Source organism: Paraburkholderia sediminicola, from assembly GCF_046026675.1.
In the GTDB taxonomy this organism is placed as follows: domain Bacteria; phylum Pseudomonadota; class Gammaproteobacteria; order Burkholderiales; family Burkholderiaceae; genus Paraburkholderia; species Paraburkholderia sediminicola_F.
Map to the genome: position 1 here is coordinate 2288724 of NZ_JAQQEY010000001.1, position 24043 is coordinate 2312766.

At 62.6% G+C, this 24043-nt stretch carries 23 protein-coding genes; 7 read left to right on the forward strand and 16 right to left on the reverse strand.

Annotated elements, in window-relative coordinates; all coding sequences use genetic code 11:
• Positions 1-17 precede the first annotated feature (17 nt).
• Both PQQ86_RS09950 and PQQ86_RS09955 read left to right on the forward strand, forming a co-directional pair.
• Positions 18-410: a hypothetical protein gene (locus PQQ86_RS09950; RefSeq protein WP_408266173.1), complete on the forward strand. Its 393-nt coding sequence runs from the start codon at positions 18-20 to the stop codon at positions 408-410.
• A 77-nt stretch (positions 411-487) separates the two neighbouring features.
• Entirely contained in the window at positions 488-736 is a 249-nt protein-coding gene (locus tag PQQ86_RS09955; protein WP_408266175.1) for a hypothetical protein, read from the forward strand.
• Between the two features lie 139 nt (positions 737-875).
• Here the strand turns inward: PQQ86_RS09955 and PQQ86_RS09960 are convergent, their stop codons facing one another.
• The 3 genes from PQQ86_RS09960 to PQQ86_RS09970 all read right to left on the reverse strand — a co-directional run bounded on the left by PQQ86_RS09960 (position 876) and on the right by PQQ86_RS09970 (position 3371).
• Complete coding sequence (locus PQQ86_RS09960; protein WP_408266177.1) at positions 876-1124, reverse strand: hypothetical protein; 249 nt, start codon at positions 1122-1124, stop codon at positions 876-878.
• Between the two features lie 266 nt (positions 1125-1390).
• Positions 1391-2563 carry a 4-hydroxybenzoate 3-monooxygenase gene (locus PQQ86_RS09965; protein WP_408266181.1) on the reverse strand — a complete coding sequence of 391 codons (1173 nt, stop codon included), beginning with the start codon at positions 2561-2563 and terminating at the stop codon, positions 1391-1393.
• Positions 2564-2738: 175 nt separating this feature from the next.
• Entirely contained in the window at positions 2739-3371 is a 633-nt protein-coding gene (locus PQQ86_RS09970) for a TetR/AcrR family transcriptional regulator (protein ID WP_408266183.1), read from the reverse strand.
• A 271-nt stretch (positions 3372-3642) separates the two neighbouring features.
• Here PQQ86_RS09970 and PQQ86_RS09975 point away from each other — a divergent pair, with 271 nt between their 5' ends.
• Complete coding sequence (locus tag PQQ86_RS09975; protein ID WP_408266185.1) at positions 3643-3954, forward strand: hypothetical protein; 312 nt, start codon at positions 3643-3645, stop codon at positions 3952-3954.
• A 68-nt stretch (positions 3955-4022) separates the two neighbouring features.
• On the opposite strand, the gene ilvA is transcribed toward PQQ86_RS09975, so the two are convergent.
• From ilvA to mprF, 3 genes are all read right to left on the reverse strand, one after another.
• Positions 4023-5594: a threonine ammonia-lyase, biosynthetic gene (gene ilvA, locus PQQ86_RS09980; protein WP_408266187.1), complete on the reverse strand. Its 1572-nt coding sequence runs from the start codon at positions 5592-5594 to the stop codon at positions 4023-4025.
• Between the two features lie 287 nt (positions 5595-5881).
• Complete coding sequence (locus tag PQQ86_RS09985; protein ID WP_408266189.1) at positions 5882-7147, reverse strand: virulence factor family protein; 1266 nt, start codon at positions 7145-7147, stop codon at positions 5882-5884.
• Positions 7144-9696, reverse strand: coding sequence for a bifunctional lysylphosphatidylglycerol flippase/synthetase MprF (gene mprF / locus PQQ86_RS09990; RefSeq protein ID WP_408270199.1), 2553 nt, complete (start codon positions 9694-9696; stop codon positions 7144-7146). The genes PQQ86_RS09985 and mprF overlap by 4 nt, the downstream gene beginning before the upstream one ends.
• 250 nt (positions 9697-9946) lie before the next feature.
• Between mprF and PQQ86_RS09995 the strand changes: the two genes are divergently transcribed.
• The 3 genes from PQQ86_RS09995 to PQQ86_RS10005 all read left to right on the forward strand — a co-directional run bounded on the left by PQQ86_RS09995 (position 9947) and on the right by PQQ86_RS10005 (position 11000).
• Positions 9947-10099, forward strand: coding sequence for a hypothetical protein (locus PQQ86_RS09995; RefSeq protein WP_408266191.1), 153 nt, complete (start codon positions 9947-9949; stop codon positions 10097-10099).
• Positions 10100-10211: 112 nt separating this feature from the next.
• Positions 10212-10343, forward strand: a complete 132-nt coding sequence (locus PQQ86_RS10000) for a hypothetical protein (RefSeq protein ID WP_408266193.1) — start codon at positions 10212-10214, stop codon at positions 10341-10343.
• Between the two features lie 114 nt (positions 10344-10457).
• Positions 10458-11000, forward strand: coding sequence for a PaaI family thioesterase (locus PQQ86_RS10005; RefSeq protein WP_408203232.1), 543 nt, complete (start codon positions 10458-10460; stop codon positions 10998-11000).
• 98 nt (positions 11001-11098) lie between these two features.
• On the opposite strand, the gene PQQ86_RS10010 is transcribed toward PQQ86_RS10005, so the two are convergent.
• Positions 11099-11245, reverse strand: a complete 147-nt coding sequence (locus tag PQQ86_RS10010) for a hypothetical protein (protein ID WP_167378516.1) — start codon at positions 11243-11245, stop codon at positions 11099-11101.
• Positions 11246-11480: 235 nt separating this feature from the next.
• Between PQQ86_RS10010 and PQQ86_RS10015 the strand changes: the two genes are divergently transcribed.
• Positions 11481-12878, forward strand: a complete 1398-nt coding sequence (locus PQQ86_RS10015; protein WP_408266196.1) for an MFS transporter — start codon at positions 11481-11483, stop codon at positions 12876-12878.
• A gap of 85 nt (positions 12879-12963) precedes the next feature.
• On the opposite strand, the gene PQQ86_RS10020 is transcribed toward PQQ86_RS10015, so the two are convergent.
• The 9 genes from PQQ86_RS10020 to PQQ86_RS10060 form a co-directional block, all read right to left on the reverse strand.
• Positions 12964-13617, reverse strand: a complete 654-nt coding sequence (locus PQQ86_RS10020; protein ID WP_408266198.1) for a glycosyltransferase family 2 protein — start codon at positions 13615-13617, stop codon at positions 12964-12966.
• Entirely contained in the window at positions 13614-14219 is a 606-nt protein-coding gene (locus PQQ86_RS10025) for a class I SAM-dependent methyltransferase (RefSeq protein WP_408266200.1), read from the reverse strand. Before PQQ86_RS10025 ends, PQQ86_RS10020 begins: the two co-directional genes overlap by 4 nt.
• 24 nt (positions 14220-14243) lie before the next feature.
• Positions 14244-15413 (reverse strand): acyl-CoA dehydrogenase family protein, encoded by a 1170-nt coding sequence (locus tag PQQ86_RS10030; RefSeq protein WP_408266202.1) that lies wholly within the window; start codon positions 15411-15413, stop codon positions 14244-14246.
• Positions 15414-15596: 183 nt separating this feature from the next.
• Positions 15597-17570 (reverse strand): PAS domain-containing hybrid sensor histidine kinase/response regulator, encoded by a 1974-nt coding sequence (locus tag PQQ86_RS10035; protein ID WP_408266204.1) that lies wholly within the window; start codon positions 17568-17570, stop codon positions 15597-15599.
• A gap of 147 nt (positions 17571-17717) precedes the next feature.
• Positions 17718-19280: a DHA2 family efflux MFS transporter permease subunit gene (locus tag PQQ86_RS10040; protein ID WP_408266206.1), complete on the reverse strand. Its 1563-nt coding sequence runs from the start codon at positions 19278-19280 to the stop codon at positions 17718-17720.
• Between the two features lie 81 nt (positions 19281-19361).
• Positions 19362-20603: an HlyD family secretion protein gene (locus PQQ86_RS10045; RefSeq protein ID WP_408266208.1), complete on the reverse strand. Its 1242-nt coding sequence runs from the start codon at positions 20601-20603 to the stop codon at positions 19362-19364.
• A gap of 41 nt (positions 20604-20644) precedes the next feature.
• Positions 20645-22186 carry an efflux transporter outer membrane subunit gene (locus PQQ86_RS10050; protein WP_408266210.1) on the reverse strand — a complete coding sequence of 514 codons (1542 nt, stop codon included), beginning with the start codon at positions 22184-22186 and terminating at the stop codon, positions 20645-20647.
• A gap of 68 nt (positions 22187-22254) precedes the next feature.
• Positions 22255-22692, reverse strand: a complete 438-nt coding sequence (locus PQQ86_RS10055; RefSeq protein ID WP_408266212.1) for a MarR family winged helix-turn-helix transcriptional regulator — start codon at positions 22690-22692, stop codon at positions 22255-22257.
• 196 nt (positions 22693-22888) lie between these two features.
• Positions 22889-23938 carry an NAD(P)/FAD-dependent oxidoreductase gene (locus tag PQQ86_RS10060; protein WP_408266214.1) on the reverse strand — a complete coding sequence of 350 codons (1050 nt, stop codon included), beginning with the start codon at positions 23936-23938 and terminating at the stop codon, positions 22889-22891.
• Between the last annotated feature and the right edge of the window lie 105 nt (positions 23939-24043).

The window sequence follows — 24043 nt, forward strand, 5'->3', positions numbered from 1 at the left end:
AAAGCCGAGAATAAAACATGAGCAATTCACGAAACCGCTGGCTGTCCATGGCGATCGTTGCAGGTCTGGGGATCGGTGCATCTTCTGTCGCGCTTGCGCACGTCGATGTCGGAGTGAACATCGGCATTCCGGGCGTGGCCTATTCGCCTGCTCCAGTCTATGCGCCGCCTCCGCCTGTCTACGCACCCGCTCCGCCTGTGGTGGTGGTGAGTCCCGGCTGGTACGGCGAGCGCTATTACGACGGCCACCGCTACTGGGAACGACGCGAGTGGGAAGAGCGCCATCACGAGCGCGAGTGGCATGACGCGCGCGGCTATCGCGACGGCCCGCATGGAGACTGGCACGGCCACGACGGCGATCATGGCGATTGGCACGGCCATGGCGATGACCACGGCCGGGGCGACCACTAATGCATGGGCCGGGGCAGCGTCACTGACGCCGTCAGCCCGCGCAGGCATTCGCGCCACACCTTTTTAGGAGCGACGATTTGCAACGCAGCGATCCACGGCGTGTAAGCGCACAAGTCGACGGCACGCTCATCTCCGCCGAATACAGCGAACAAACCGGCCAATTGTGTTTGCGTCAGGACGGCGCCGTGCTCCGCGAATGGTTTCCACCTCATTCGTGGATCGCGATTGCATCGGTCGCCGGTGCGCGGCACTGGGGTACCCGGCCCACCGACGAAGACCTTCACGCCCTGCTGCGCAACGAGATGACCTTGTTGCGCACGCCATAACTGCGTGACGAACATGAAAAAAGGCCGGTCATCGGACTTGTTCCGATGACCGGCCTCTTATTTTCAACTCGCAGATTTTGAACGAGCCTAATAGCGCCGCAATGATCCGCGTATTTCGTTGTGCCCTTTCGTTACGCCATTACCGCGCGTTATAGATCGGCGGCGAATACGAGCTTACCGTCGTGTCATTGCCGCGACCTGCTTGCCACGTGCCGCGACTGGCCGAACCATAACCGCTCGTATCGGCCTGAGCAGCGCCCTGCTGCGTGGAAACTTGCGCTTGCGTGCCCTGCGCGTTTTGCGAGGCCGGCTGATTCGATTGCGCAAACGAAGCGATCGGGGCGCCAAGAACAACTGCAATAGCAACAGCTTTGATGAGCGATTTCATGAAACCACCTCTAGAGAGTGTCTTACACGCGCTGCAGATGTCACATATCGTGCAGTCGATGGGAGCAGTCTAGGGGTCCGTCAGGCGCGGATAAATCCTCCATTCCTGAATTCACTGTTGCTTTTGACACGACAATGGAGCAAGCCCGCCCATCAATGGTTTGCCGGAGTGCGCGCGGCTCGGCGGGGTTCGTCTGACCAAAAATATCCGGCGCCCATTCTATAAACGCTGGCGACACAAAGCTGCGCGCGCAGATCCCCATCCCCTTATACGGCGGCGATGCCCACGTAGTTCTCCGCCATCGCGGTAGCCGCCGCATGCGACGTGGTCACGTATTCGAGTTCGGCCACCTGCAACTGCTGTTCGAACGGCGATGCGCCTTCAATGCGATGCATCATGCTCGTCATCCAGTACGAGAAATGCTCCGCGCGCCAGATACGCTTGAGCGCGGTTGCACTGTAACCGTCGAGCAGATCGGTGCGATTTTCGACGTAGAACGCGTTCAGCGCCTGGGTCAGCACACGCACATCGGCAACGGCGAGATTCATGCCCTTCGCGCCGGTGGGCGGCACAATATGCGCGGCGTCGCCGGCGAGAAAGAGCCGGCCATGCTGCATGGTGGCCGACACGAAACTGCGCATGCCGACAATATTCTTCTGGAAGATCTTGCCGTCCACGATGTGCTGGCCGTCGTGCGAATCGACGCGCGCGTGCAGCTCGGCCCAGATCCGGTCGTCGGACCAGTTGTCGACGGAGTCCTTGGGATCGCACTGGAAATACATGCGCTGCACATTCGCCGAGCGCGTGCTGACCAGCGCAAAACCCCGATCGTGCCGCGCGTAGATCAATTCTTCCGACGACGGCGGTCCTTCGCACAGAATGCCGAACCAGCCGAACGGATAAACGCGTTCGAAATCTTTCCGCAAGGCCTGCGGGATCGATGCACGCGACACACCTTGCGAGCCGTCGCAGCCGATCACGAAGTCGCATTGCAATTCGCACGCTTCGCCTTCGTGGCGATAGTGGATCGATGGCTGATCGGTGTCGATGCCGTGCAGCGACGTCTCCATCACGCCGAAACGCAATGCCCCGCCTGCAGCCAGACGCGCGGCGACCAGGTCCTTGATGACTTCGTGCTGCGCGTAGACCGTGATCGAATGGCCGGTGAGTCCCGTCAGATCGATACGGCGCCGCTTGCCTTCGAAAGCCAGTTCAAAGCCGTGATGCAGCGCCCCTTCGGCCTTCATGCGCGCGCCGACACCTGCCTCGGTGAGCAGGTCCATCGTGCCCTGTTCGAGAACGCCGGCGCGGATAGTGGATTCGATCTGTTCGCGAGTGCGCGATTCGAGCACGACCGAATCGATGCCGCGCAAGTGAAGAAGATGGGAAAGAAGCAGGCCTGCCGGCCCGGCACCGATGATGCCAACCTGGGTGCGCATGAGTTGTCTCCTGAATGCGGCGTTTGATATGCACGCAGTTTGACGATCATGCGCTGTATCGCGCAACGCGATATCGAGGATATGCAGTATCTAGTTTTGAGATAACCGGTGTGCCGGTTCGGGCAGGCGGGAGACGCGCACATGCGTGATCCCGTTGCCCAGACGGCTCTTGCGCTTACTCGACCGATAACCGATCGTCCGAGTCGCTTTGAGCGGCCTCGAGGTAAACCCTGGTCAATTTCCGGATCTCGGCAAGCAACCTCCGGCGTGCCGCGGGCTTCTCGTCGTTCGCCCCGGCGACTGCTTTGAGCACATGCAGAAGGACCACCGCCTTCGTCTCGGACTGCGCCTTCGTCAGATGAGGAATCGCGTTGCGCAAAATCGTGGCGATGCTGCCACGCATCGTTTCGCGAAAACGAGCGCGCCGCTCGTCACTGCCACCGCGCGCTTCAACAAGTGCGACAGCCAGACTGCGCTGCGATTGCAGCGACAGCATGAAATCGACGAATGCATCGGCGAGCTGGCCTGGGGTCATTGCCGACGCCTGATCGGCGAGCGCGGTAAAGCTGCTCGTCGTGTCCTCCACATAGCGCGAAAGCAATGCATCCGCCAACGATTCTTTGGATGGAAAAAAACGGTACAGCGAACCAATCGCGGTGTTCGAGCGCGCGGCGATCTCGGTCATGGTGGCCGCATCGTAGCCCTTCTCGGTAAACACCGCTACGCCCGCCTCCATGATTGCCGCGACACGCAGATGTCCCCGTTGTCGTTTCGGCTCCTGCGCGCCGCTAGAAAGTGTCGTTGCCATATCGGAGAGTTTTAATTGCTGTTTTCTTGCGAGCCTGGCTTCGCATCGTGGTGTGGATTCCAGCGTGCATGTTAACCCCGCGGCTGGCGACGGCCAAGACTACTGACGCAGCACCGCGCGTGCGCCGTTGTTCACCGTCCGTAATCCGCTCTGGCCGGGTTTGACATATGCGAGGGCATCCTCTACTATCTTTTGCGAGGATATCCTCGCATAACTGCGATACAGCTTTCGCCGCCCGATCGCGTTTTTCGCTAACCAGACAAACCATTCCATGAGCTATCTCACCCTGTTTTTCTCCGGCGCGTTTCTGTGCAATTGCGTCCCGCACCTCGCGAGCGGCCTGCGTGGCGAGCCGTTTCCGACACCTTTCGCGAAACCGCGGGGTGTCGGCGATTCGTCGGCATTGGTCAACGTACTGTGGGGATATTTCAATCTGCTGGCCGGCCTCTATCTGCTCACGCGGCAGTCTGTCACGATCGGTGTGAATGCAGACTGTCTCGCGGTATTCGCAGGCGCACTTGTCTTAGGCGTGTATATGTCTGTGCATTTCGGCAAAGTCTGGCAAGGTAAGCACGCTCGCTAACAAGCGGAGCAGCGGCGCCTGTTGTCTTTTGCCAGGCGCCGTCTCCTGCCACACTGCAATTCGCTCTGTTATGCGAGAAACAAGCGGTACACCGGGTTCTGCGTCTCTTCCCAGTAGGGGTAACCAAGCGTCGTGAGAAAGTGTTCGAACTCGCTGTTCTCGCTCTCCGGCACCTGAATGCCGACCAGAATCGAACTGTAGTCCGCACCCTGGTTGCGATAGTGGAACAGGCTGATATTCCAGTTCGGCGCCATCGACGACAAAAACTTCATCAGCGCGCCCGGACGCTCCGGAAACTCGAAGCGGAACAGACGTTCGTCGTGGGCCAGCGGCGAGCGGCCGCCGACCATGTAGCGGATGTGCTGTTTCGACAGTTCATCGAAAGTCAGATCGACGGTGGCAAAGCCGTGTGCTTCAAATGCGCCCGCGATCTGCGCCGACTCGCTGCGATTGCGGATCTGTACGCCGACAAAGATATGGGCTGAATTCGCGTCCGCAATGCGGTAGTTGAACTCGGTGACGCTGCGCGTGCCCACCAGTTCGCAGAACCGGCGGAAACTGCCGCGCTCTTCGGGAATCGTCACGGCGAACACCGCTTCACGTGCTTCACCGACTTCAGCGCGCTCCGCCACGAAACGCATGCGGTCGAAGTTCATGTTCGCACCGGACGTGATCGCAATCAGCGTCTGGTCCTCGATGCCTTCACGCTCGGCGTACTGTTTGGCGCCGGCCACGGCCAGCGCGCCCGCCGGTTCCAGCACGCTGCGGGTGTCCTGGAACACGTCCTTGATCGCGGCGCACAGCGCGTCGGTGTTCACGAGCAGCACATCGTCGAGATATTCGCGGCACAGGCGGAAGGTTTCTTCGCCCACAAGCTTCACGGCGGTGCCATCCGAGAACAGCCCGACTTCGTTCAATGTGACCCGTTCGCCTGCTTTTAAGGAAGCCGCCATCGCACACGAGTCATCCGTCTGCACGCCGATCACCTTGATCTCCGGGCGCACCGATTTCACGTACGCGGCCACACCTGCCGCGAGTCCACCACCGCCGATCGGCACGAAGATCGCGTGGATCGGGCCCTGATGCTGGCTGAGAATCTCCATCGCGACCGTGCCCTGGCCCGCGATTACGTACGGATCGTCGAACGGGTGGACGAACGTCAGGCCGCGTTCTTCCTGCAGCTTCACGGCATGTCCGTATGCATCGCTATAGGACTCGCCGAACTGCACGACTTCGACTGTCGCCCCGCCATGCGCGCGTACCGCGTCGACCTTCACCTGCGGGGTTGTCACCGGTACAACGATGATTGCTTTCACGCCCATACGGGCCGCCGACAACGCCACACCCTGCGCGTGATTGCCCGCCGACGCGGTAATCACACCCCGCTCCAGCGCCTCCGCCGGAATATGCGCCATCTTGTTGTACGCGCCGCGCACCTTGAACGAGAACACCGGCTGGTTGTCCTCGCGTTTCAGATACACCGGATTGCGTAGCCGTGCCGACAGATTCGGCGCGCGTTCGAGTTCGGTCTCGCGGGCCACGTCGTAGACGCGCGCGGTCAGGGTTTTCTTCAGGTAGTCGTGGCGCAAGGCGACGCTGTCAGCGGCTTCCGCGGCCTGTTTGAGTTCGTGTAACGGCAAGGCAAGCTCCTGTGCGGCAAGGACAAATCATCAAAGAGATCACCAGGAGGCAGGCAGAAAGCGGACATAAAAAAACCCGCCTCGTGGGGCGGGTTTTTGTCACTGCGTATCAGACGCGCGCTAACCCACCATTCGATGAATGGTGCTAATAATCAGCGCGATACGGATGTCGAGGCAGTTCATGCGTTCGATCTTCGTTGACTTGACGGGCTTTGTCAATCCCTGTTCCCTACAGCGGGCAGCGTCGTCTGTGGGCCGCGCGGGGGCGGCCAAGTCGCGCGGCATCCCTAATCACGCACGCCGCTTTGCTTTCTGAAGGCATCCAGAATGCGCCGCTCCAGCGCGTTGTAGTCTCGGCCGAAGTGATGGTCACCCGACGTACGAATCACCTCGACACCGGTGTTGGTCAGCGCCGGACACAAGGTGCCCTTCTCGTCTTCACCGTAGAAGCACTGCACGATCGCGGGCGGTACGCGTGCGAATTCCGGCTGCACCTTCAAGGCTTTATCGCTCGCCGGCATACCGAGCCAGCCGCCCACACGGATCTGGAAATCGGCGTCTGGCGCGAAACCGAGCAGCGCAATCAGCGACACTTTCGCGCGCAGCGCTTCAGGCAGGCGGTTATAGGCGAACGGCATCACGTCGGCGCCGAACGAATAGCCGACGAGCGCAATGTGGTCCGCATGCCAGCGCGCGCCGTAGGTCTGCATCACGCGCGCGAGATCGCGGCTCGTCTGGGCCGGGGTCTTTTCGCTCCAGAAATAACGAAGACTGTCGATGCCGATCACCGAAACGCCGTCTTTCTGCAAGGCGAGCGAGATGGTCTTGTCGAGATCGCGCCAGCCGCCATCGCCGGAAATCACGATCGCCATGAGGCCGTTCGGATGCGCCGCGGGCAATTCGATCAGCGGCAGATCGGAGACGTCGTCGTCATTCGTCGACGCTGTCTGCAAATGCGGCGTGACCATGGCAACAAGCCGCGTGCGATCGCCGTTGCCAGGCGTCGCCTTTTCGACGAAACCCGGCACTTTGTCGCGGATGATCGTCGGGTCCGGCGGGCACGGTTGGAAGCGCGAATCCAGCGTGCGCTCCGCGTCCACCGAGACCGCGCCCGCAACCGTATTCGACGGCGCCTGTTCGAGCACATGCATCGCCAGCGTCGCGCCCTGCCCCGTACCGGCGACGATCGGCGCGAAATAGCGGCTCGATTGCGATTGCCGTTCGAGTTGATGGCTCAAGGCTTCAGCGTCGCCCACCAATTGATGGCAGGCTTCTTTTTTTGCGCTCAGATTGGCCGCATAGCGCGCCGTATCCACGCCGACGGTCAACGCCCCGGCCTTGGCAAGCGCATCGGCGGTTTGCTGGTCGGCGGCACTCCAGCCGCTCGCTGCGGAGTAAAGCACCACGAAACCACGCATGGGACCGGCCGGCTGCGTCACCGTCACGTCGCCATAACGGCCGCCGGACACGGTGGAGGTTGCGGCCAGGGCGGCCGCGCTGCCAGCGAGGAGGCCCGCCGCAACGGCGAGCCTGAAAAACGGATGCAATGTCATGAACGCCGGCCTCCTGCCAGCAATGACAGGTCCGCGAGCGTGAAGAACACCCCCACCGAACCTGACGCCGCGAGATAGCGCGGCTCCCAATGCGGCTGGAACTTGCTCTTGAAAGCACGCAGTCCGCGGAAGTTATAGAAGCGGCCGCCGAAGCGCCACACAATGCCCGCCAGCCGATGCCAGCGCGACGCGAGCGGCGTCGGCTGCATGCCGGAGAGCGGCGCGATGCCGAGACTGAGCGAGCGGAACCCCGCCTGCTTCAGATGCAGCGCCAGTTGAGTGAACAGATATTCCATCGCATACGGCGACGCGCTTTCCACGTGCCGCATCACGCCGACGGTCGCTTCGGTGTTCATGTCGGTCGTCATGAAGGTCACGAAAGCGGCCGGCTCGCCGTTCTGGCGCACCAGCATCACGGATTGCGCGGCGAGGTATTCGTCGGTAAACGCGGCCACCGAAAAGCTCTTTTCGCGCGCGTCGCGGCTATCGAGCCAGCCGTCAGAAATCTCACGCAACGTCTCGAGCGATGCAGGCACATCGGCCTGATCGATCACTTCGACGGTAAAGCCGTCACGTTCGCCGCGCTTGAGCGCATAGCGCAGATGCGCGCGATGCGAGCCCTTCAGGTCGAAATCGTCGAGCACCACGTGCGCTTCTTCGCCGAGCTTCATCAGCGTGAGGCCGGCGTCGAGATAGAGCGGCAAGGCATTGGCGCGCACCTGATAGAACGCGGCGCGGCCGCCGTGCGCATGCGCGAGCGCGACGAACTTGCTGATCAAGCCGGCCCACTCCTCGCGCGGCCCAACCGGATCGTGAAGCGCGGCCCACGTGCGGCCATTTTTTGCGTACATCAGGAAGGCTTCGCGCGATTCGGAAAAGAGGAAGCTCTTGTCGCCCATCAGCGCGAGGCCGGCGTCGCTGCGCTCCTGGGCGCGTACGATGCGCGCCGCGTCCTGCAGATCCTGCGGAGCGGGCATGACGAAACGGCCCGCCGCGGGGCGCAGCAACTGCCAGAACGCGAACGTGGCGGCGAACAGGCTGGCGGCCAGCGTTGCACGCAGCGCCCGCGGTGCGCGTTCGTCGAAAGCGAATTGCCACCACAGGTCGCGCGTGTACGGCACGTCGCGGAACGCAAACAGCATTACCCACACAGCGAGCGCGAGCACCATCGCCACCGACACCAGCCAGCCCGCCGTAAAGCGCTCGGCAAACAGCGACGAATGACGGTTGAAACGGCGGCGTGTGGACAGCAGCAGCACGATCAGCATGCCAAGCACACTCGCCTCCACGAAGGCGAGACCTTTGGTCAGCGAGAGCGCGAGGCTCAGCACCGCCAGCAGCAAGGTCATCCACCACGCGGCATCCAGACGCCGCAGCAAACCGCGCGCGACGAACAACAGCAGCACGCCGAGCACGCTGCACAGCATCTGCGAGCTTTCGAGCACCCACAACGGCAGCACGTCGCGCAGGATCAGGATGCGCTGCCAGAACGCGGGGGTCGCGCTGGAAATCACCAGCATGCCGCCCACGACGAAAGTCACGAGGCTCAGGAACAGCGGCGCGAGCTTATAAGCACCTGCCGCATGCCGCAGCGGCAGGCGGCTTTTCAGCGCACGGCCTTCGAAGCCCGCGAGCAACGCCGCCGAAACAATCAGCGGCACGCCGAAGTAAATCGCGCGATAAGCGAGCAGCGCCGCGACCATCTGATGTGTTTGCACGCTGCCGTTCAGCGTGAACACCATCGCGGCTTCGAACACGCCGACACCGCCGGGTGTGTGGCCGATCATGCCGAGCAGCATCGCGGCGGCATAGACGGTGATGAAGGTGACGAAGCTGACGTCCGCATGCGGCAACAGCGCCCACAACGCGAGGCCCGCGGCCACCACGTCGAGTACGGCGAGCGCCACTTGCGCAAGCAGATCCCGGCGCGCCGGGATATCGAACGACAGCCACTGCCAGCGCGTGCGGATCGGGCGCGTGTCGCGACGGCAGGCGGCCGCAGCGAGACCGAGCACGACGAGCAGTGTCGCGCCACCCCAGCGCAGCGTGAGCGGCGGGAGATGCAGCATCGTCGCGAGCGGGTCGGCGAGGCACACCATGCCGAGCGCCGTCATCAGCACCAGCGCGAGCGCCAGCGACACACTCGTGAACACGGTCATGCGGCCGATCTGTGCGGGCGTGACGTTCGACACCCCGTAGACGCGCACGCGCACGGCGCCGCCCGTCAATGCGCCAAAGCCGGTCGCATTGCCGAGCGCGGAGCCCGCGGTCGCGCCGATCCACAGTGCCGCGCGCGGCACCGCCACGCCCAGGTAGCGCAAGCCGACTGCATCGCGGCCGACCAGCGCGATATAGCTGAGCGTGGTCGCGCCGAGCGCCGCGGCCCACTCGCTGGCCGTCAGGTGACGCAGCTGACGCATGATCGAGCGATAGTCGACCGCCTGCGAGAGATGCTGCAAGACGAGCAGCAACAACCCGCAAATAACGAGTGCGAGCAGGGGCGAGAGGATGCTCCGCTTGCCAAGCGTCTTCGATATACGGTCGAACATCGCGCCTGGCTGGTCGAATTTGTAGTTATATCGGTGGAACATGGTCAATGCGGACCTTCGTAGAGCTGTCGTGGCGACGGGTCGTCTGTCACGGCGTCGCCTTACTTCGGCGATTACAAATGGATAACGGCAAAGTGTTGAAAAGGTTGACAGTGTCAGCCAATGTCAGTGAATTCGTCGGGTTTTAACCTAGGCCGGTCATTGAGGCGGACCGCACTTCGCCGCGTGACGGAGCGTATGGCAGAGCAATATGGCCGATAAAACGGTCGATATTGCCGATTGGCTTGGCGTGCTGATGAGGACCGCTGCGCTCGACAAGGGGCTGGATTTTAAACGCTTATTGAAGATCGCGAGACAAAGATTCGACGTGGGGTCGATATCGCTCGATCGCGCACTGTTTTAAAGGCTGATTCGCTCCATCAAGATTTCCGCTTCGCGTGCCGTAATCGAGAGTAATAGCACGGCGGAATATTGGCTTTCGCGCCGGAAATGGCGGCAATTGAAGGGGAATGACGATGGCAGATCAGGATTGGATGATGGCCGGTGTGTATCTGGTCGGGTTGGTGTCGATTGCACTTCTGATGAGCGCGCTGTCCGCGCGAGCAACCAAAGTGCAGCGCGCGGTTGCATCGCGTATCAGGGAGTAACGCACGGGCACGCTGCGGCAATCCAGAGGTGGCACTCCAGCGCCCTGAAGCGGGTTGATGCTCTAATCGATGACGATGCATCGATTCCGAAGCACGCTTCCCGGAGAACACGGATTGACGAACGAACAACAGCTCGAACGCTGGCTCGCACGCGAGCAGGAAGTATTGGCGACGCTTAACGCCGGCCCGGGTCCCGGCGTCGCAAGCCCCGAACAGGTGGCGGGCAAGACCGGCCTGGAAGTCATGCAGGCGATGATGAACGCGGAGCTGCCCTACGCCGCAATTGCGCGCACGCTCGACTTTACGATCGTCGAAGTCAGTGCTGGGCAAGCGGTCTTTCAGGGCACCCCGCTCGCGCAGCATCTGAATCCACTGGGTACCGTGCACGGTGGTTGGATCGCCACCTTGCTCGATTCCGCGCTAGGCTGCTCGGTGCACACGATGATGGCGCCGGGCCGCGGCTACACCACCGCCGAGCTGAGCGTGAATTACGTGAAAGCGGTGACGCCGCGCGTGCAACGCGTGCGCGCCGAAGGCAAGGTGATTCATTGCGGACGGCAACTGGCCACGGCGGAAGCTCGCCTCGTCGGCCCCGACGGCACGCTCTACGCGCATGCCACGACGACCTGTCTGGTATTCGAGATCCCGAGCCGTTAAACGATACGGTCAGAACCACCGGTTGCTCGCCACGGTCGGTGACCTGACGGCAGCCCGGCTATGCAAGCGCCCGTGCGGACACTGGCGCTTCCTGGTGCTTACTGCGGGCGGCGATGCGCTTCAGCGATCACAGCGCAGTTTTGCAGATGCAGGTTCAGTGCATGCAGAGCCAGTGCGCGAAGCTTGCCCAGAAACGTGTTAGCGGCAGGTGCAGTGCGGACAGCGGCGTTGGAAGCGGTGTTCATGGTGGACTCCTGTATAGGGTTTATACCTAGGCAATAACCCGATTATAGCTCTCTCGTGCCGCACCGCAACAAATATCAATAATCTCTCCGGTATGTTGTGCGACGTTCACATCCGCGGTCCTCGCAATCTCAAAAAGGGTCGGCATCAGCCACTGCACTATTAACCATCCGCACCGTACAGGTGCAATAATGTCGCCTTTGCCTGCGGCCTTCCGCCGCAGATCGCCCGCCCTCCATGACCGTCGTTCAGAAAGCCCTGATTGCGCCCCTTATCGTCGCATGCGCGATGTTCATGGAAAGCGTCGATGCGAATGTGATCGTGACAGCCTTGCCGGTCATGGCGCGCGACTTCGGGCGCGACCCGGTCACACTGAAAATCGCGGTGACAAGCTATGTGCTCGGTCTCGGTGTGTTTATCCCGGTATGTGGCTGGCTTGCGGACCGCTTCGGCGCGCGGACGATTTTCCGCACTGCGATCGGCATCTTCGTGACCGGCTCGCTCCTGTGCGCCGCGTCGAACTCGCTGGCCACCTTCACCCTCGCCCGTTTCGTGCAAGGCGTCGGCGGCGCGATGATGGTGCCGGTCGGGCGGATCATTATCTTCCGTGTGGTGCACAAGTCCGACTTCATCCGCGCGATGAACTATCTGAGCGTTCCGGCGCTGCTCGGGCCGGCAGCCGGACCGCTGCTCGGCGGCTTCATCACCACCTATCTGCACTGGCGCCTGATCTTCTTCATCAATGTGCCGATCGGCATTCTCGGTATCTATCTGACCAACCGGTACATCGCCAACACGCGTGAACCGGATCCGGGACCGCTCGACTGGATCGGTTTTTTTCTGTCGGCGGCCGGCGCGGTGCTGCTTCTGCTCGGACTGTCGCTGGTCGGCGGCGAACTCATGTCGAATCGGGACGCGTTTGGCATGTGTGCGAGCGGCGCGGCGCTGCTGGTGGTCTACGTCGCGTACGCACAGCGCGTCAAAATGCCGTTGCTCGATCTGCGCTTCTTCAAGGTGCCGACTTTCCAGGCGAGTGTGCTCGGCGGCTCGCTGTTTCGCATCGGTCTCGGTGCGCTGCCCTTTCTGCTGCCGCTAATGCTGCAGGAAGGACACGGCATGAGCGCGTTCGAGTCCGGCCTGATTACCTGCGCGTCCGCGTTCGGCGGCATGTTCATGCGCACGTTCGCCTCGCGCGTGCTGCATCGCTTCGGCTTCCGTTCGGTGCTGGTGGTCAACGCGGCGCTGTCAGGGATTGCGATCGCGGCGTGCGGCCTGTTTTTCCCCGGCACGCCGACCTGGATCATCTGGTTCGTGGTGTTGCTGGGCGGCTTCTTCCCCGCGCTGCAATTCACAAGTCTGAACTCGCTGACTTACGCGGAAATCGCCAGCCGCGATGTGGGGCGTGCCACGAGTCTCGGCAGCGTGGTGCAGCAGATGTCGCTCGGCCTGGGCGTGACGGTGGGCGGTATCGTGCTGCAGATTTCGCGCGTGCTGCACGGACACCCGGGCATCATGTGGTCGGATTTCTGGCCCGCGTTTCTGGTGGTGGGCTTGTGCTCGTTCGCCTCGATTCCGGTCACGCTGCGCATGCCGCATCGCGCGGGTGAAGAGATCTCGCGAGGCGGTCGAGGCTAACGTCTCGCCCTCTTCGCGGCGTGCAGCCGTCTTGATCTTGTGTTCCCGAATGAGACGTGAAGCGGGCTGCGGCTACCGCCCGCGTTTATCCTGTCGCCCATGCGGCGAGCGTGTCGCCGAAACCGCCGCGTGCGCGGGTTACCGTACGCGCACTTGTGATCACGCGCGGTGCGGCGCTCCACGCGATGCGAGCGCCGGTCGCGATCAGGCGGTCGACCAGCGCGACGTCTTCGCTGCATGTGAGCGGCGGAAAGCCGCCGGCGCGGCGATACGCTTCTGCCGAGACGCCGAGATTCGCGCCGTGCACGTGACGGTGACCATCAGCGTCCACATAGGTCTTGCGGAAATATTCGCGCACGCTGTGCGGATGCGCTGTCCAGTCGTCGACGGCAATCGAGCCGCATACAGCGTCCGCGTCCAGCGCCAGTTGTGCGACCAGCCAGCCCGGCGACACGCGGCTGTCGGCATCGGTGAAGGCGAGCCAGCGGGCGCCGTCCGCCAACAGGAAATCGGCGCCCGTGGCACGCGCGATGCCGACGTTGTGCGCCTTCAGCGTTAACGTCCCGGCGCCGTAAGCACGCGCGATCGCCCCGGAAAAATCATTGCAGGCATCGAGCACGACGACGATCCGCACCGCTTCTCCGGCCAGACCAGCATGCCGTGAAGCCTCGATCAACGCGGCAAGACAAGGCGCCAGCAACGCCTCTTCGTTGTGCGCCGGAACGACTACGCCGATCATAGAAGCCCCTCGTGTTGCGCCACCGAACGCGCGTCGCGCGACCAGACGTCGATCAGCAGATCAGCTTCGTCGTGATGCGCGAGATGCGACAGGCCGCAGCGCGCTTCGAATAACGCGTGCGCGGTATCGGCGGACTCGAGCGCCTCGGCGAATGGCCGGCGCCAGTGGCAAGCGAGCAGCGTGCCGTCCTGCGTGAGCGACGCAGCGATCCGCGCGGCCAGCGTTTCGAGGTCGGCTGCTCCAAGGTAATACGCCAATTCGCTGATGACGATCAGGTCGAACGGTCCCGCCCCGGTCGGCCATTCGCCCGGCACGGTGCGTTGTTCGACGCGGACCTGCGGCATCCCGGCAACACGTTCGCGCGCAAGACGTACCGCCGTTTCGTGCAGATCGGCGGCGAGCAGCACATCACAGCGGGTCGCCAGTTCGGCCGTCAGCTCGCCGTTCGCGCAGCCCGGCTCGAAAGCATTGCGATAACGCGGACGCGGCAGCAGTGCAAGCGTGAGCGAACGTTTGCGGCGCTCGTACCAGCCTTCGCGCAGATGCCATGGGTCGTCGCTACTTTTGTATAGTTCATCGAAATAAGTCGCCGTCGAGGACATGTCAACGACCCTCCGTATATCGTATCAGAGCATCCACGGCGCACCTCCGGCAGCGGAGATGGGGTCGAACCTTGCCTTGATAGTCAACTCACCGAGTGCGGCAAGATCGCGTTCGGCATGGCTTTGCCGCAGGAATACCGGCAGATCCGCCAGCGCTCGGGCAAAGCGCGCATCGCGACACAGCGGACCGGCGCCGAGCGTGCGCGTGGCGTGACTCATCACTGCAGTCGCTGCTTCTTCAACGACGAGGCGCGCGCGCATGGCTTCACGTCGTGAGTCGGCTTGTGGATTCGCGTCGATATAAGCGGCGGCTTCATGCAGCACCGCGGCAGCGCCCGCTAATGCGACGTCGACCGCGCCGAGGTCGGCGAGCCGATGGGCGTCGGCACGTTGCATGGATGCTTCGCGCAACGTCCGGCCGATCTGCGCGGCGGCGCCGTACCAGCACGCGGCAATACCGGCGCCGCCGTGCCAGAAGCCCGGCCGATGCACGTAGGCATGTGCCGCGCCGACGAGCGTAGCCGGCGTCCGATCGAAGCCGACGTCAGCGCTAGCGGTTGCGTGCATGCCGACCGCTTGCCACTTCGATGTGTCGATTGAAATCGATGCGTGATTCATCGCCACGGCGGCGAGCACCGGCTCGTCGTCGAGCCATGCGGTAACGAGCGCGTGACTGACTACAGCCGCGCCTGAACACCAGGCTTTTGTACCGCTCAGATACAGTTGCCCGGCACCGTCTGTACGAGCCGCGCGTTTGCCGGCCTGCACGCGCGCGTCAGGCGGCTCTGCGGCCCATACCCCCCAGCGGCTGCCCAAGGGCGGCGTGGGACCGTGCAACTCGGCGAGAATCGCCAGCGCATCGGTATGTCCTTCGAACAGTTTGACCAGACCAAGATCGCACGCCGCAACGACGGCGAGAGCACGCCAGCGCACCAGAGTCTGCCCGTGCCCGGGCAAGGGTATGACGGGCGGACGGTCGTAGCCGCGCTGGACCAGCGCGTGCAAAACATCGCCCAGCGCGGCGGGATCGTTCGCATCGAAACGCTTGTCGTGCAGAAAATCGTCGAACGCCCCGGCAGAATGCACAGCCTGCTGCGTGGCGAGTGCGGCATGAGGATCGCGAGTGCGGGTTCTGCTGATTCTTTCCAGCGGCCGCGCACTCACGCCGGCCGCACGATCACGCGTATCGAGCATCGTGCCTCCCTGAAGCTGTTTGACCTATGCGCGCGAACTTTTGATAGCCGCAACGCGTGCAGACAAACAGCAAGCGGCGTGCCGCAGGTATCGAGGACCTGGGACACGCCGCCCTCTTTCAGGGTGATAGCGCGCCGAAGACGGCGTGCAGCGCTCCGGCAGGAAGGAAGTGCGCCGTGGACATCAGGCGGGACGGTGTTGCCGGCGCCGCACCTCCGCCTGCTCCAGCATCGCATCGAATAACGAGAGTTCCACCGGCTTGACGAGATGGGCGTCAAAACCGGCCGATCGCGTACGTTCGCGATCGCTTGCGTGACCGAAGCCGGTCATCGCGGCGAACACCGTGTCGGCCAGCGCCGGCATTGCGCGCAACGCCTCAAGCGTCGCGTAACCGTCCATTTTTGGCATCGCAAGGTCGATCAACGCAAGGTGGGGCGCAAGGCGCGGCGCGACAGCGAGCGCCTGCGGACCATCGTAGGCAATGCGGACTTCGTGGCCCTTGAGTTCGAGCAGCATGGCGAGACTGTCGGCGGAGTCGCGATTGTCGTCCACCAGCAGAATACGCAGCGGCGCCACCGCATTTCCCGCCATGCCGGCCCGATCGGCTTGCCCTGCGGGAAGCGCCTCTGCAAACGGCAAACTGAGCGTAAACGAACTGCCGCACCCCGCTCCCTCGCTGCTCGCGATGATGCTGCCGCCATGCAATTCGACCAGTGATTTGCACAATGTGAGGCCGATGCCGAGGCCACCTTCGCCGAGGCTCTGTCCTTCCTTTTCCTGCGCGAACAGCTCGAAGATCGCATCGAGCGAACGTACGGGAATCCCGCGGCCATGGTCGCGCACTTCCAGCACCGCCATCTCATGATCGACGCGCCCGAAAATCTCGATGCGGCTGCCGGACGGCGAAAACTTCGACGCGTTATGCAGCAGGTTTTGCAGTACCTGTACGAGCCGCGTCGTGTCGCCGCTGACAATCAGCGGCTCGACCGGCATATGCGTCCCCACACTCTGCTCCCGCGCATCGGTAAACGGCCGTGCCGCCTCGATCGCACGCGCCACCACTTCGGCCAGATCGACGCGCGCGAGGCGCAACTCGACCTTGTCCGACATGATGCGACCGACGTCGAGCAGATCGTCGACGAGACGCGTGAGATGCGTGACCTGGCGGTCGATCAGATCGCGTGAGCGCGCGAGCGTTGGACTCACGCCCGCTTCGAGTTGCATCACGCCGATCGCGTTACGCACCGGTGCAAGCGGATTGCGCAACTCGTGGGCGAGGGTCGCGAGAAACTTGCGCATGCGCTCGCTGGAGCGCGCCAGTTCGTCGCGCTCACGGCGTTCGGTCAAATCGCGCGTGACCTTGGCGAAACCACGCAGCCGGTTCGATTCGTCATACACGGCCGTGATGTTGACGTTGGCCCAGAAGGTCGTGCCGTCTTTGCGCACCCGCCAGCCCTCGTCTTCGACCTGGCCGAGCTGCCTCGCGATCGCCAGTTCGCGCGCGGGCTTGCCGGCCGCGGCTTCTTCGCGCGTGTAGAAGTTCGAGAAATGCTGGCCGACGATTTCGTCGCGCGTATAGCCTTTGATGCGCACGGCGCCCGCGTTCCAGCTCACTACATAGCCGTCTGGATCGAGCATGAAAATCGCGTAGTCTTTCACGTTGTCGACCAACAGACGGAAGCGATCCTCGCTCTGCCGCAACGCTTCCACAAACGCGCGCTGGGTGGTCAGATCGCGGGTAATCTTGGCGAAGCCGGTCAGCACACCTGACTCGTTGCGCACCGCCGTGATGACCACGTTGCACCAGAAGGTCGTGCCGTCTTTGCGAACCCGCCAGCCTTCGTCCTCGAAGCGGCCAGTCAGCGCGGCCTGCTGCAACTCGTAAGTGGGCCAGCCGCGCGCCACAGCTTCGGCAGGGTAGAAACGCGAGAAGTGCTCACCGATGATTTCGTGCGCCGCGTAGCCCTTCAGTTTTTGCGCACCGGCATTCCAGCTGACGATCCGCCCGGTCGGATCCAGCAGGAAGATTGCGTAGTCTTCGATTGATTGGACCAGCGCCCCGTAATCGACTTCGACGGGCGCGTTCGCGTGGAGTACGCGCGGCTCGTCAACGGTCTCGCCGTTGTCGCATGCGGGGTGGGCGTCAGTCTTGTTCATAGTGAAAAAGCGTCTATTGGTATGTTCAGGCAGCATACACCGGCTCACATCCATGTTTTGCTTATTGCCCGACGTCATTGCCCAACCTCACGGTCCAACGTCACCGGGCTGAATCAAACGATGACCACGCCGCAGAAACCCCGACCCTCAATGCCCCCCGGCGCCAGCCGCCGCTGCCGCGCTCGCCTTGTCCGGCTTCGTCAACCAGATCAACGGAATGATCACCACGAAAATCACGGCTGAAAGCCAGAAAATATCGTTCAGGCCGAGCATCGCAGCCTGTGCGTTCATCGACTGTTCGAAGAACGCCATCGCCTGAGAAGCGCTTCCGCCCAGCGACGCTTGCGCGGCGTCCAGAGCGGAGGTGAACGTCGGATTGTTCACACTTGTTTGCTCGGCCAGCCTCGCATGATGCAAGATCGTGCGGTCATTCCAACCCGTAGTAGCAAGTGACGTTCCCGCTGCTCCCGCAAACACCCGCGCGAAGTTCGATAATCCCGCGGCGGCCGGAATCTTGTCGGGGGTGAGGCCGGAAAGGATGATCGCCGTCAGCGGCACAAAGAACAACGCAGTCGGAATACCTTGCAGCAGAGTCGGCAAAACCAGGGTCCACGTATCCACGCCTGTCGTGTAATGCGAGCGCATGAAAAACACGCCGGCAAACCCGAGAAACGCCAGGGTCGCCAACACTCGCGCATCCGACTTCGGCATGATCTTCGCCATCACTGGCGCAAGAAGCACGGCAAAGATGCCAAGCGGTGCGGTAGCCAGACCGGCGTCCACCGACCGGTAGCTCAGATACTCCTGCATCCACTGCGGCAACAGGACAAGGTTGGAGAAGAACACCGCGTACGCCACCGAAATCGCAATCGTGCCGCCCAGAAAATTGCGCCCTCCGAACAATCGCAGGTCGATGATCGGATTCTTCCCGGTCAACTCCCAGATCAGAAAGAACACAAAGCTGATCGCCGCAAATACGGTCAGCGCAACAATCACGGGCGAATTGAACCAGTCGAGGTCCTTGCCCTTGTCGAGCATGATCTGTAGCGACCCCACCCATGCAATCAGCGAGAGCAGCCCTACCTTGTCGATCGGCAAGCGCTTCGTCGGCGTTTCGCGTGTGCGGTAAATCGCCCACGTCACGCCTGCTGCAAAGATGCCTACCGGAATGTTGATGTAGAAGATCCATGACCATGAGTAGCTGTCGGTAATCCAGCCGCCGAGCGCCGGGCCGGCGATGGGGCCGACCGTCGCTGTCATGGCCCACAACGCCAAAGCGTGCGAGCTCTTTTCCCGCGGATACGAGCCAAGCAGAATCGCTTGCGACAGTGGAATCAACGGCCCGGCCACCGCGCCCTGCACGATCCGCGCCGCGAGCAGTACCGGCAGAGTCGGCGCAATGCCGCACGCCCATGACGAGAGTACGAATAACAGAATTGCCCACACGAACAGTTTGATTTGTCCGACGCGCTGCGTGAGCCAGCCCGTCAAAGGAATCGCAATCGCGTTGGCCGCGGCGAACAGCGTAATCACCCACGTCCCCTCGTCCACCGACACACCAAGATTGCCCGCAATGGTCGGAATCGCGACATTCGCGATCGACGAATCAAGCACGTTCATAAACGTGGCCAATGCCACGGCAAGCGTCGCCAGCACGAGCTTGCCGCCGGTCAGAGGCGGGAGCGTGGCGGAATTGGGCGAACCATTCATTTCATCACCTGTGGAAGAAGGCTAATGTCTGACTTGTCAGCTAATTGGTTAAAAAAAAACGGGTGTCGGGAGATCGCCCGTTCAATCTGCTATCCGTGCTGCGTTCTTTGGTGTCGTACTTGCCGCTACAGCACGTGCCGATGGCACGTTCTGCGCGATGATCCTGGCGATTTCGGCGTCGGCGTCGGCGCCGTACTGGGCGAACACGTCCGTGCGATACGTGGTGTTGATTGCCGCGCCCAGTTGGGTGCCCGACTCGTCGCGCGTTTCGACATCGACTTGCATCGACAGCCCGATCCGCAGCGGATGCGCGTTCAGTTCGTTCTGGTCGAGCTGGATTCGCGCGGGGAGACGCTGGACGACCTTGATCCAGTTGCCGGTAGCATTCTGCGCGGGCAACACGGCAAATGCGGCGCCCGTGCCCGCCGAGAAACCCACTACGTGGCCGTGATATTTGACGCTCGACCCATACACATCGGCCGACAGCATGACCGGCTGGCCGATGCGCATGTGCTTCAATTGGCCTTCCTTGAAGTTCGCATCGACCCACACACCGTCGAGCGGCACGATCGCCATCAACGGCGTGCCCGGCGCCACGCGTTGACCGACCTGCACCGAGCGGCGCGCCACATAGCCCGTCACCGGCGCGGGCAAAGTGTTGCGCGCGTAACTCAGGTACGCGTCGCGCACTTTCGAGGCGGCGGCCTGCACGTTCGGATGCTGTTCGACTGACGTGCGGTCGGTCAGCGCGTGGTTGGCTGCGGCCTGCTGGCGAGCGGCGTCGAGCGCGGCTTGTGCGGAGCTGACGGCATCGCGCGCATGGGCGATATCCTCACCGGATACCGCGCCCGTTTCGGCAACGGCCTGGCGGCGCTTGAGGTCGTCTTCGGCGCGCGCGAGATCGGACTGACGTTGCGCGACGGTCGCTGCGTAGAAATCGTTGTTCACGTAGAGGCCGCTGACCTGTCTCACGGTCTGGCCGAGTGTCGCTTCGGCGTTCGAGAGCGCGACTTTCGCGTCGGCGTTATCGAGCGTCACGACCGGCGCGCCCTGCTTGACGATCTGCGTGTCGTCGGCGTTCACCGCCACCACGGTGCCGCTCACTTGCGGCGTTAGCTGGACGAGATTGCCGTTGACATAGGCATCGTCGGTCGACTGATGATACTGGCCGTTCGTGATGTAGTAGGCGCCGTAGCCCGCGCCGGCCAACACTACGGTGGCGGCCAGCAAGGTGAGCAGCAGCTTGCGCTTCGCAGGCGCCCGCACCTGCTGGGGTTGGTCCGCGTCCGCCGTCTCGCGGTTGGTGGTGATCGTATCGCTCATTTTGTGGTCCTGACAGAAAGTGAAAGCGTCGCGATGGCGTCCTAGCGGGTGGCGACGACGGGGTTGGTTTGTACTGCCGAGGTGGCCGAAGTGGCCGGGGTTGCCGACGCGGCCACGCTGCCCTGTGCGCTCGAATCGGCACTGTCGGTATAGCCGCCGCCCAGTGCGGCAGCCAGCGCAATCTGTTGATCGCGGCGGTTCATCTTCAGATTCGCGACCTGTTGGTCGGCAGCGAGCGCCGTGGTGTCGGCATTCAGTACCGTCAGCTGATTCGTAAGACCGGCCTTGTACTGCGTGAGCGCCAATTGATCGGCGCCGCGGGCGGCTTCCTGGGCGGCTTGCGCGTCGCCGAGTTGCTCGTCGGTCGAGCGGATCTGCGCGAGTTGCGTCGCGACTTCGGACAGCGCGGTGACGAGCGTCTGGTTATACGTCGCGACGGCGTAATCGAAGTCGGCATACCGGCCCTTTAGTTGCGCGCGCAACTGACCGCCGTCGAAGATCGGCAGATGGATCGCGGGACCCGCCGATGCCGTGCGGCTCGCTGCGCTCAGGAAGCGGCCGAAGCCAAACGCATCGAGACCGATCGCAGCGCTCAGGTTGATGTCGGGATAGAACTCGGCCTTGGCTTCCTTCACGTCATGCGTGAGCGCATCGACGCGCCATCTGGCGGCGACCAGATCCGGGCGGCGGCTCACCAGGTCGGCAGGCAGGTTGGCCGGCAGACGTACGTCGTCACCGGTTCCGAGCGTTGGGCGCGTAATCGCGAGGCCACGGTCCGGGCCGGCGCCAAGCAAGGCGGCCAGTTGATAACGGGTGGTGAGGATGCTGCCGTCGAGCGAAGCCAACGTCGCGCGACTCGTAGCGAGGTTCGCTTGCGCCGTCTTGCGCTCGACCTGGGTATCGAGGCCAGTTGCAATGCGGCCGGCGGTGATGCGGTCGATCTGCTCGCGCTGCGTGACCTCCTGCTGCGCGATGTCGCGTAACGCGTACAGACGGGCCAACTGGTTATAGGCCCGTGCCGTTGCGGACGTCAGCGACAATCTGACGACTTCCGCATCCGCCTCGCCCGCCTGCAGTTGAGACAGCGAAGCCTTGAGTGCTTCGCGGTTCTTGCCCCACAAGTCGAGATCGTAGGAAGCAGATAACAGGCCCTGGTTCTCCGATTGCCATGAACCGCCATACGGCGGCGGCACCAGCGCCGTGCCCGAATACTGCTGGCGGGTGAACGAATACGTGGCGCCGACTTTCGGCATCGTGCTGGCCTTCGCCGTGTCGCTATACGCAGCGGCCGCGGCAACGCGTGCCCGGGCCTGTTCGATCGACGGATTGCCCTTCAGCGCTTCCACAAGCAAGGCCTTCAGTTGCGCGTCGCCGAACTGATCGGCCCAGTCGGCGGCGGGCCAATGGCCGTGATCCGCGGGCAGGCTTTGTTGCGTCGCGAAGGTCTGCGGCTGTGCTATCTGCTTGTCGCTCGAGATGCCAGCGTAGTTCGCGCAAGCCGACAGCACGGCCGCGAAGATCACCGTCACGCCCGCCTTCGCGATGCGTGACCTGGCTGCCTGCCTATTTAGCTGCAATATCATTTGCTGACCTGTCAGATATTAAGATAAAAAAATGGCTGCGATCGTTCGCAGCGCTGCCTCGTCGCTTGCTAGTCTTCGAGAAACTTGTTCAGCAGGCGGCGCAATTCCTCGAATTCGGCTTTGGTGAATTTCCTTAAACGCCCGTTCAGCACCACCGGGGCAATCTGCGGAAGATGCGCGGCGACCTCCTCCCCTGCCTTCGTCAGCTTCAGATTGACGACGCGCCGGTCCTCGATACTGCGCGAGCGCTCCAGCAGACCTTTGGTCTCGAGCTTGTCGAGCATACGTGTCATCAAACCCGTGTCGATACCGAGATGTTTGGACAACTCGAACGGCGTGGCCGCAATGTCCTGACTCAACGACAGCAGGATGCCCATTTGCTGGCTGGTGATATCCAGATCTTTAAGCGCGGCGTCCATTTCCGTAATCAGCACGTTGCGCGCCTTGTTGATGGCGAAGCCCACGCTGTTTGTCAGACCGAAACTCTCCGGCGTGTAGTGATCCATGCGCAGCTCCCTCCTGGTTGGAATCAATATATCTGCAAAGTCAGATACTGTCAAATTTAAATTCGCAGAAGTCAGATTCCTGAATGCAAGATGGGATGGCAAGTATGAACAGACAAATACACCGCGCGTGGCCGATGTTCGCGGGCCGGACCGCGGAGCACGCCCTTCCGCGCCGACTAAACGGTGCCGCCCGCCGTCAGCCCGCCGCGCCGACCTTTTCCGCCAGCTTCGCGTCGTAACTGGAATGCACGTGCACCCGCTTCTTCTCCGGATAGGCGTACGCGTATGCCTTGCGCAACGCCAGCGACGCCTCGTGAAAACCGGACAGAATCAGCTTCTGCTTGTTCGGATAGTTGGCGATGTCGCCGACCGCGAAGATGCCGGGCCGCGAACTCTCATAATTGGACGTATCCACGTCGACACGGCCGCCGTGGATCGACAGATTCCACTGCGCGATTGGCCCGAGATCGGCAACCAGGCCATACAGCACGACGAGATGCTCGGTGTCGAGTTGCGTTTCGCCTTCGATATGCCGTAGCGCAATCGATTTCAGCGCATCGCCCTCGACGTTGAGCCCCGAAATCGCGCCGACGATGAAGTCCATCTCCCCTGCTTCGACCGCGCGCCGCATCGACTCGACGCTCGAATCCGCCGCGCTGAAGCCGTTGCGACGATGCACCAGCGTCACGCGCCGCGCGACCTTGCGCAGTGCCAGCGCCCAGTCGAGCGCGGAATCGCCGCCGCCGGCCACTACCACGGTCTTGCCGGCGAAATCGGCGAGACGTTGCACGCTGTAGTGCACTTGACGCGACTCCAGCGGCACGGCTTCGGCCAGCGCCAGCCTTTGCGGCACAAACGCACCGTTGCCGGCGGCGAGCAGAATCGCCGCCACGTCGAATACGAGGCCGCGGTCGGTGCGCACAGTCCAGCGCCCGTCGTCGCGCTGCTCAACCGACTCGACCCGTTGTTCGAGATGGATGGGCACATCGAACGGCTTGCATTGCGCCATCAAACGCTCGACCAGCTCGCGCGCGGTACATGAGGGAATCGCGGGAATGTCATAGATCGGCTTGTCCGGATAGAGCTCGATGCACTGCCCGCCCACCTTGCCGAGCCCGTCGACGATCTGGCACGACAGGCCGATTACACCGGCTTCGAAAGCGGCAAAAAGGCCGACGGGCCCGGCGCCGACAATCAGGACATCGGAGCGAATCGGTTGCAAAAGCGGGTCTGTTGCGGACGTCATTCGGAGTCTCATCGGGTAGATCGATGATCCACCATACAGAATCGCCCGAGGCCCGGCAACGATGCCATTACAGGCGATAAGGACGCTTGGATTCAGCCGGCCTCG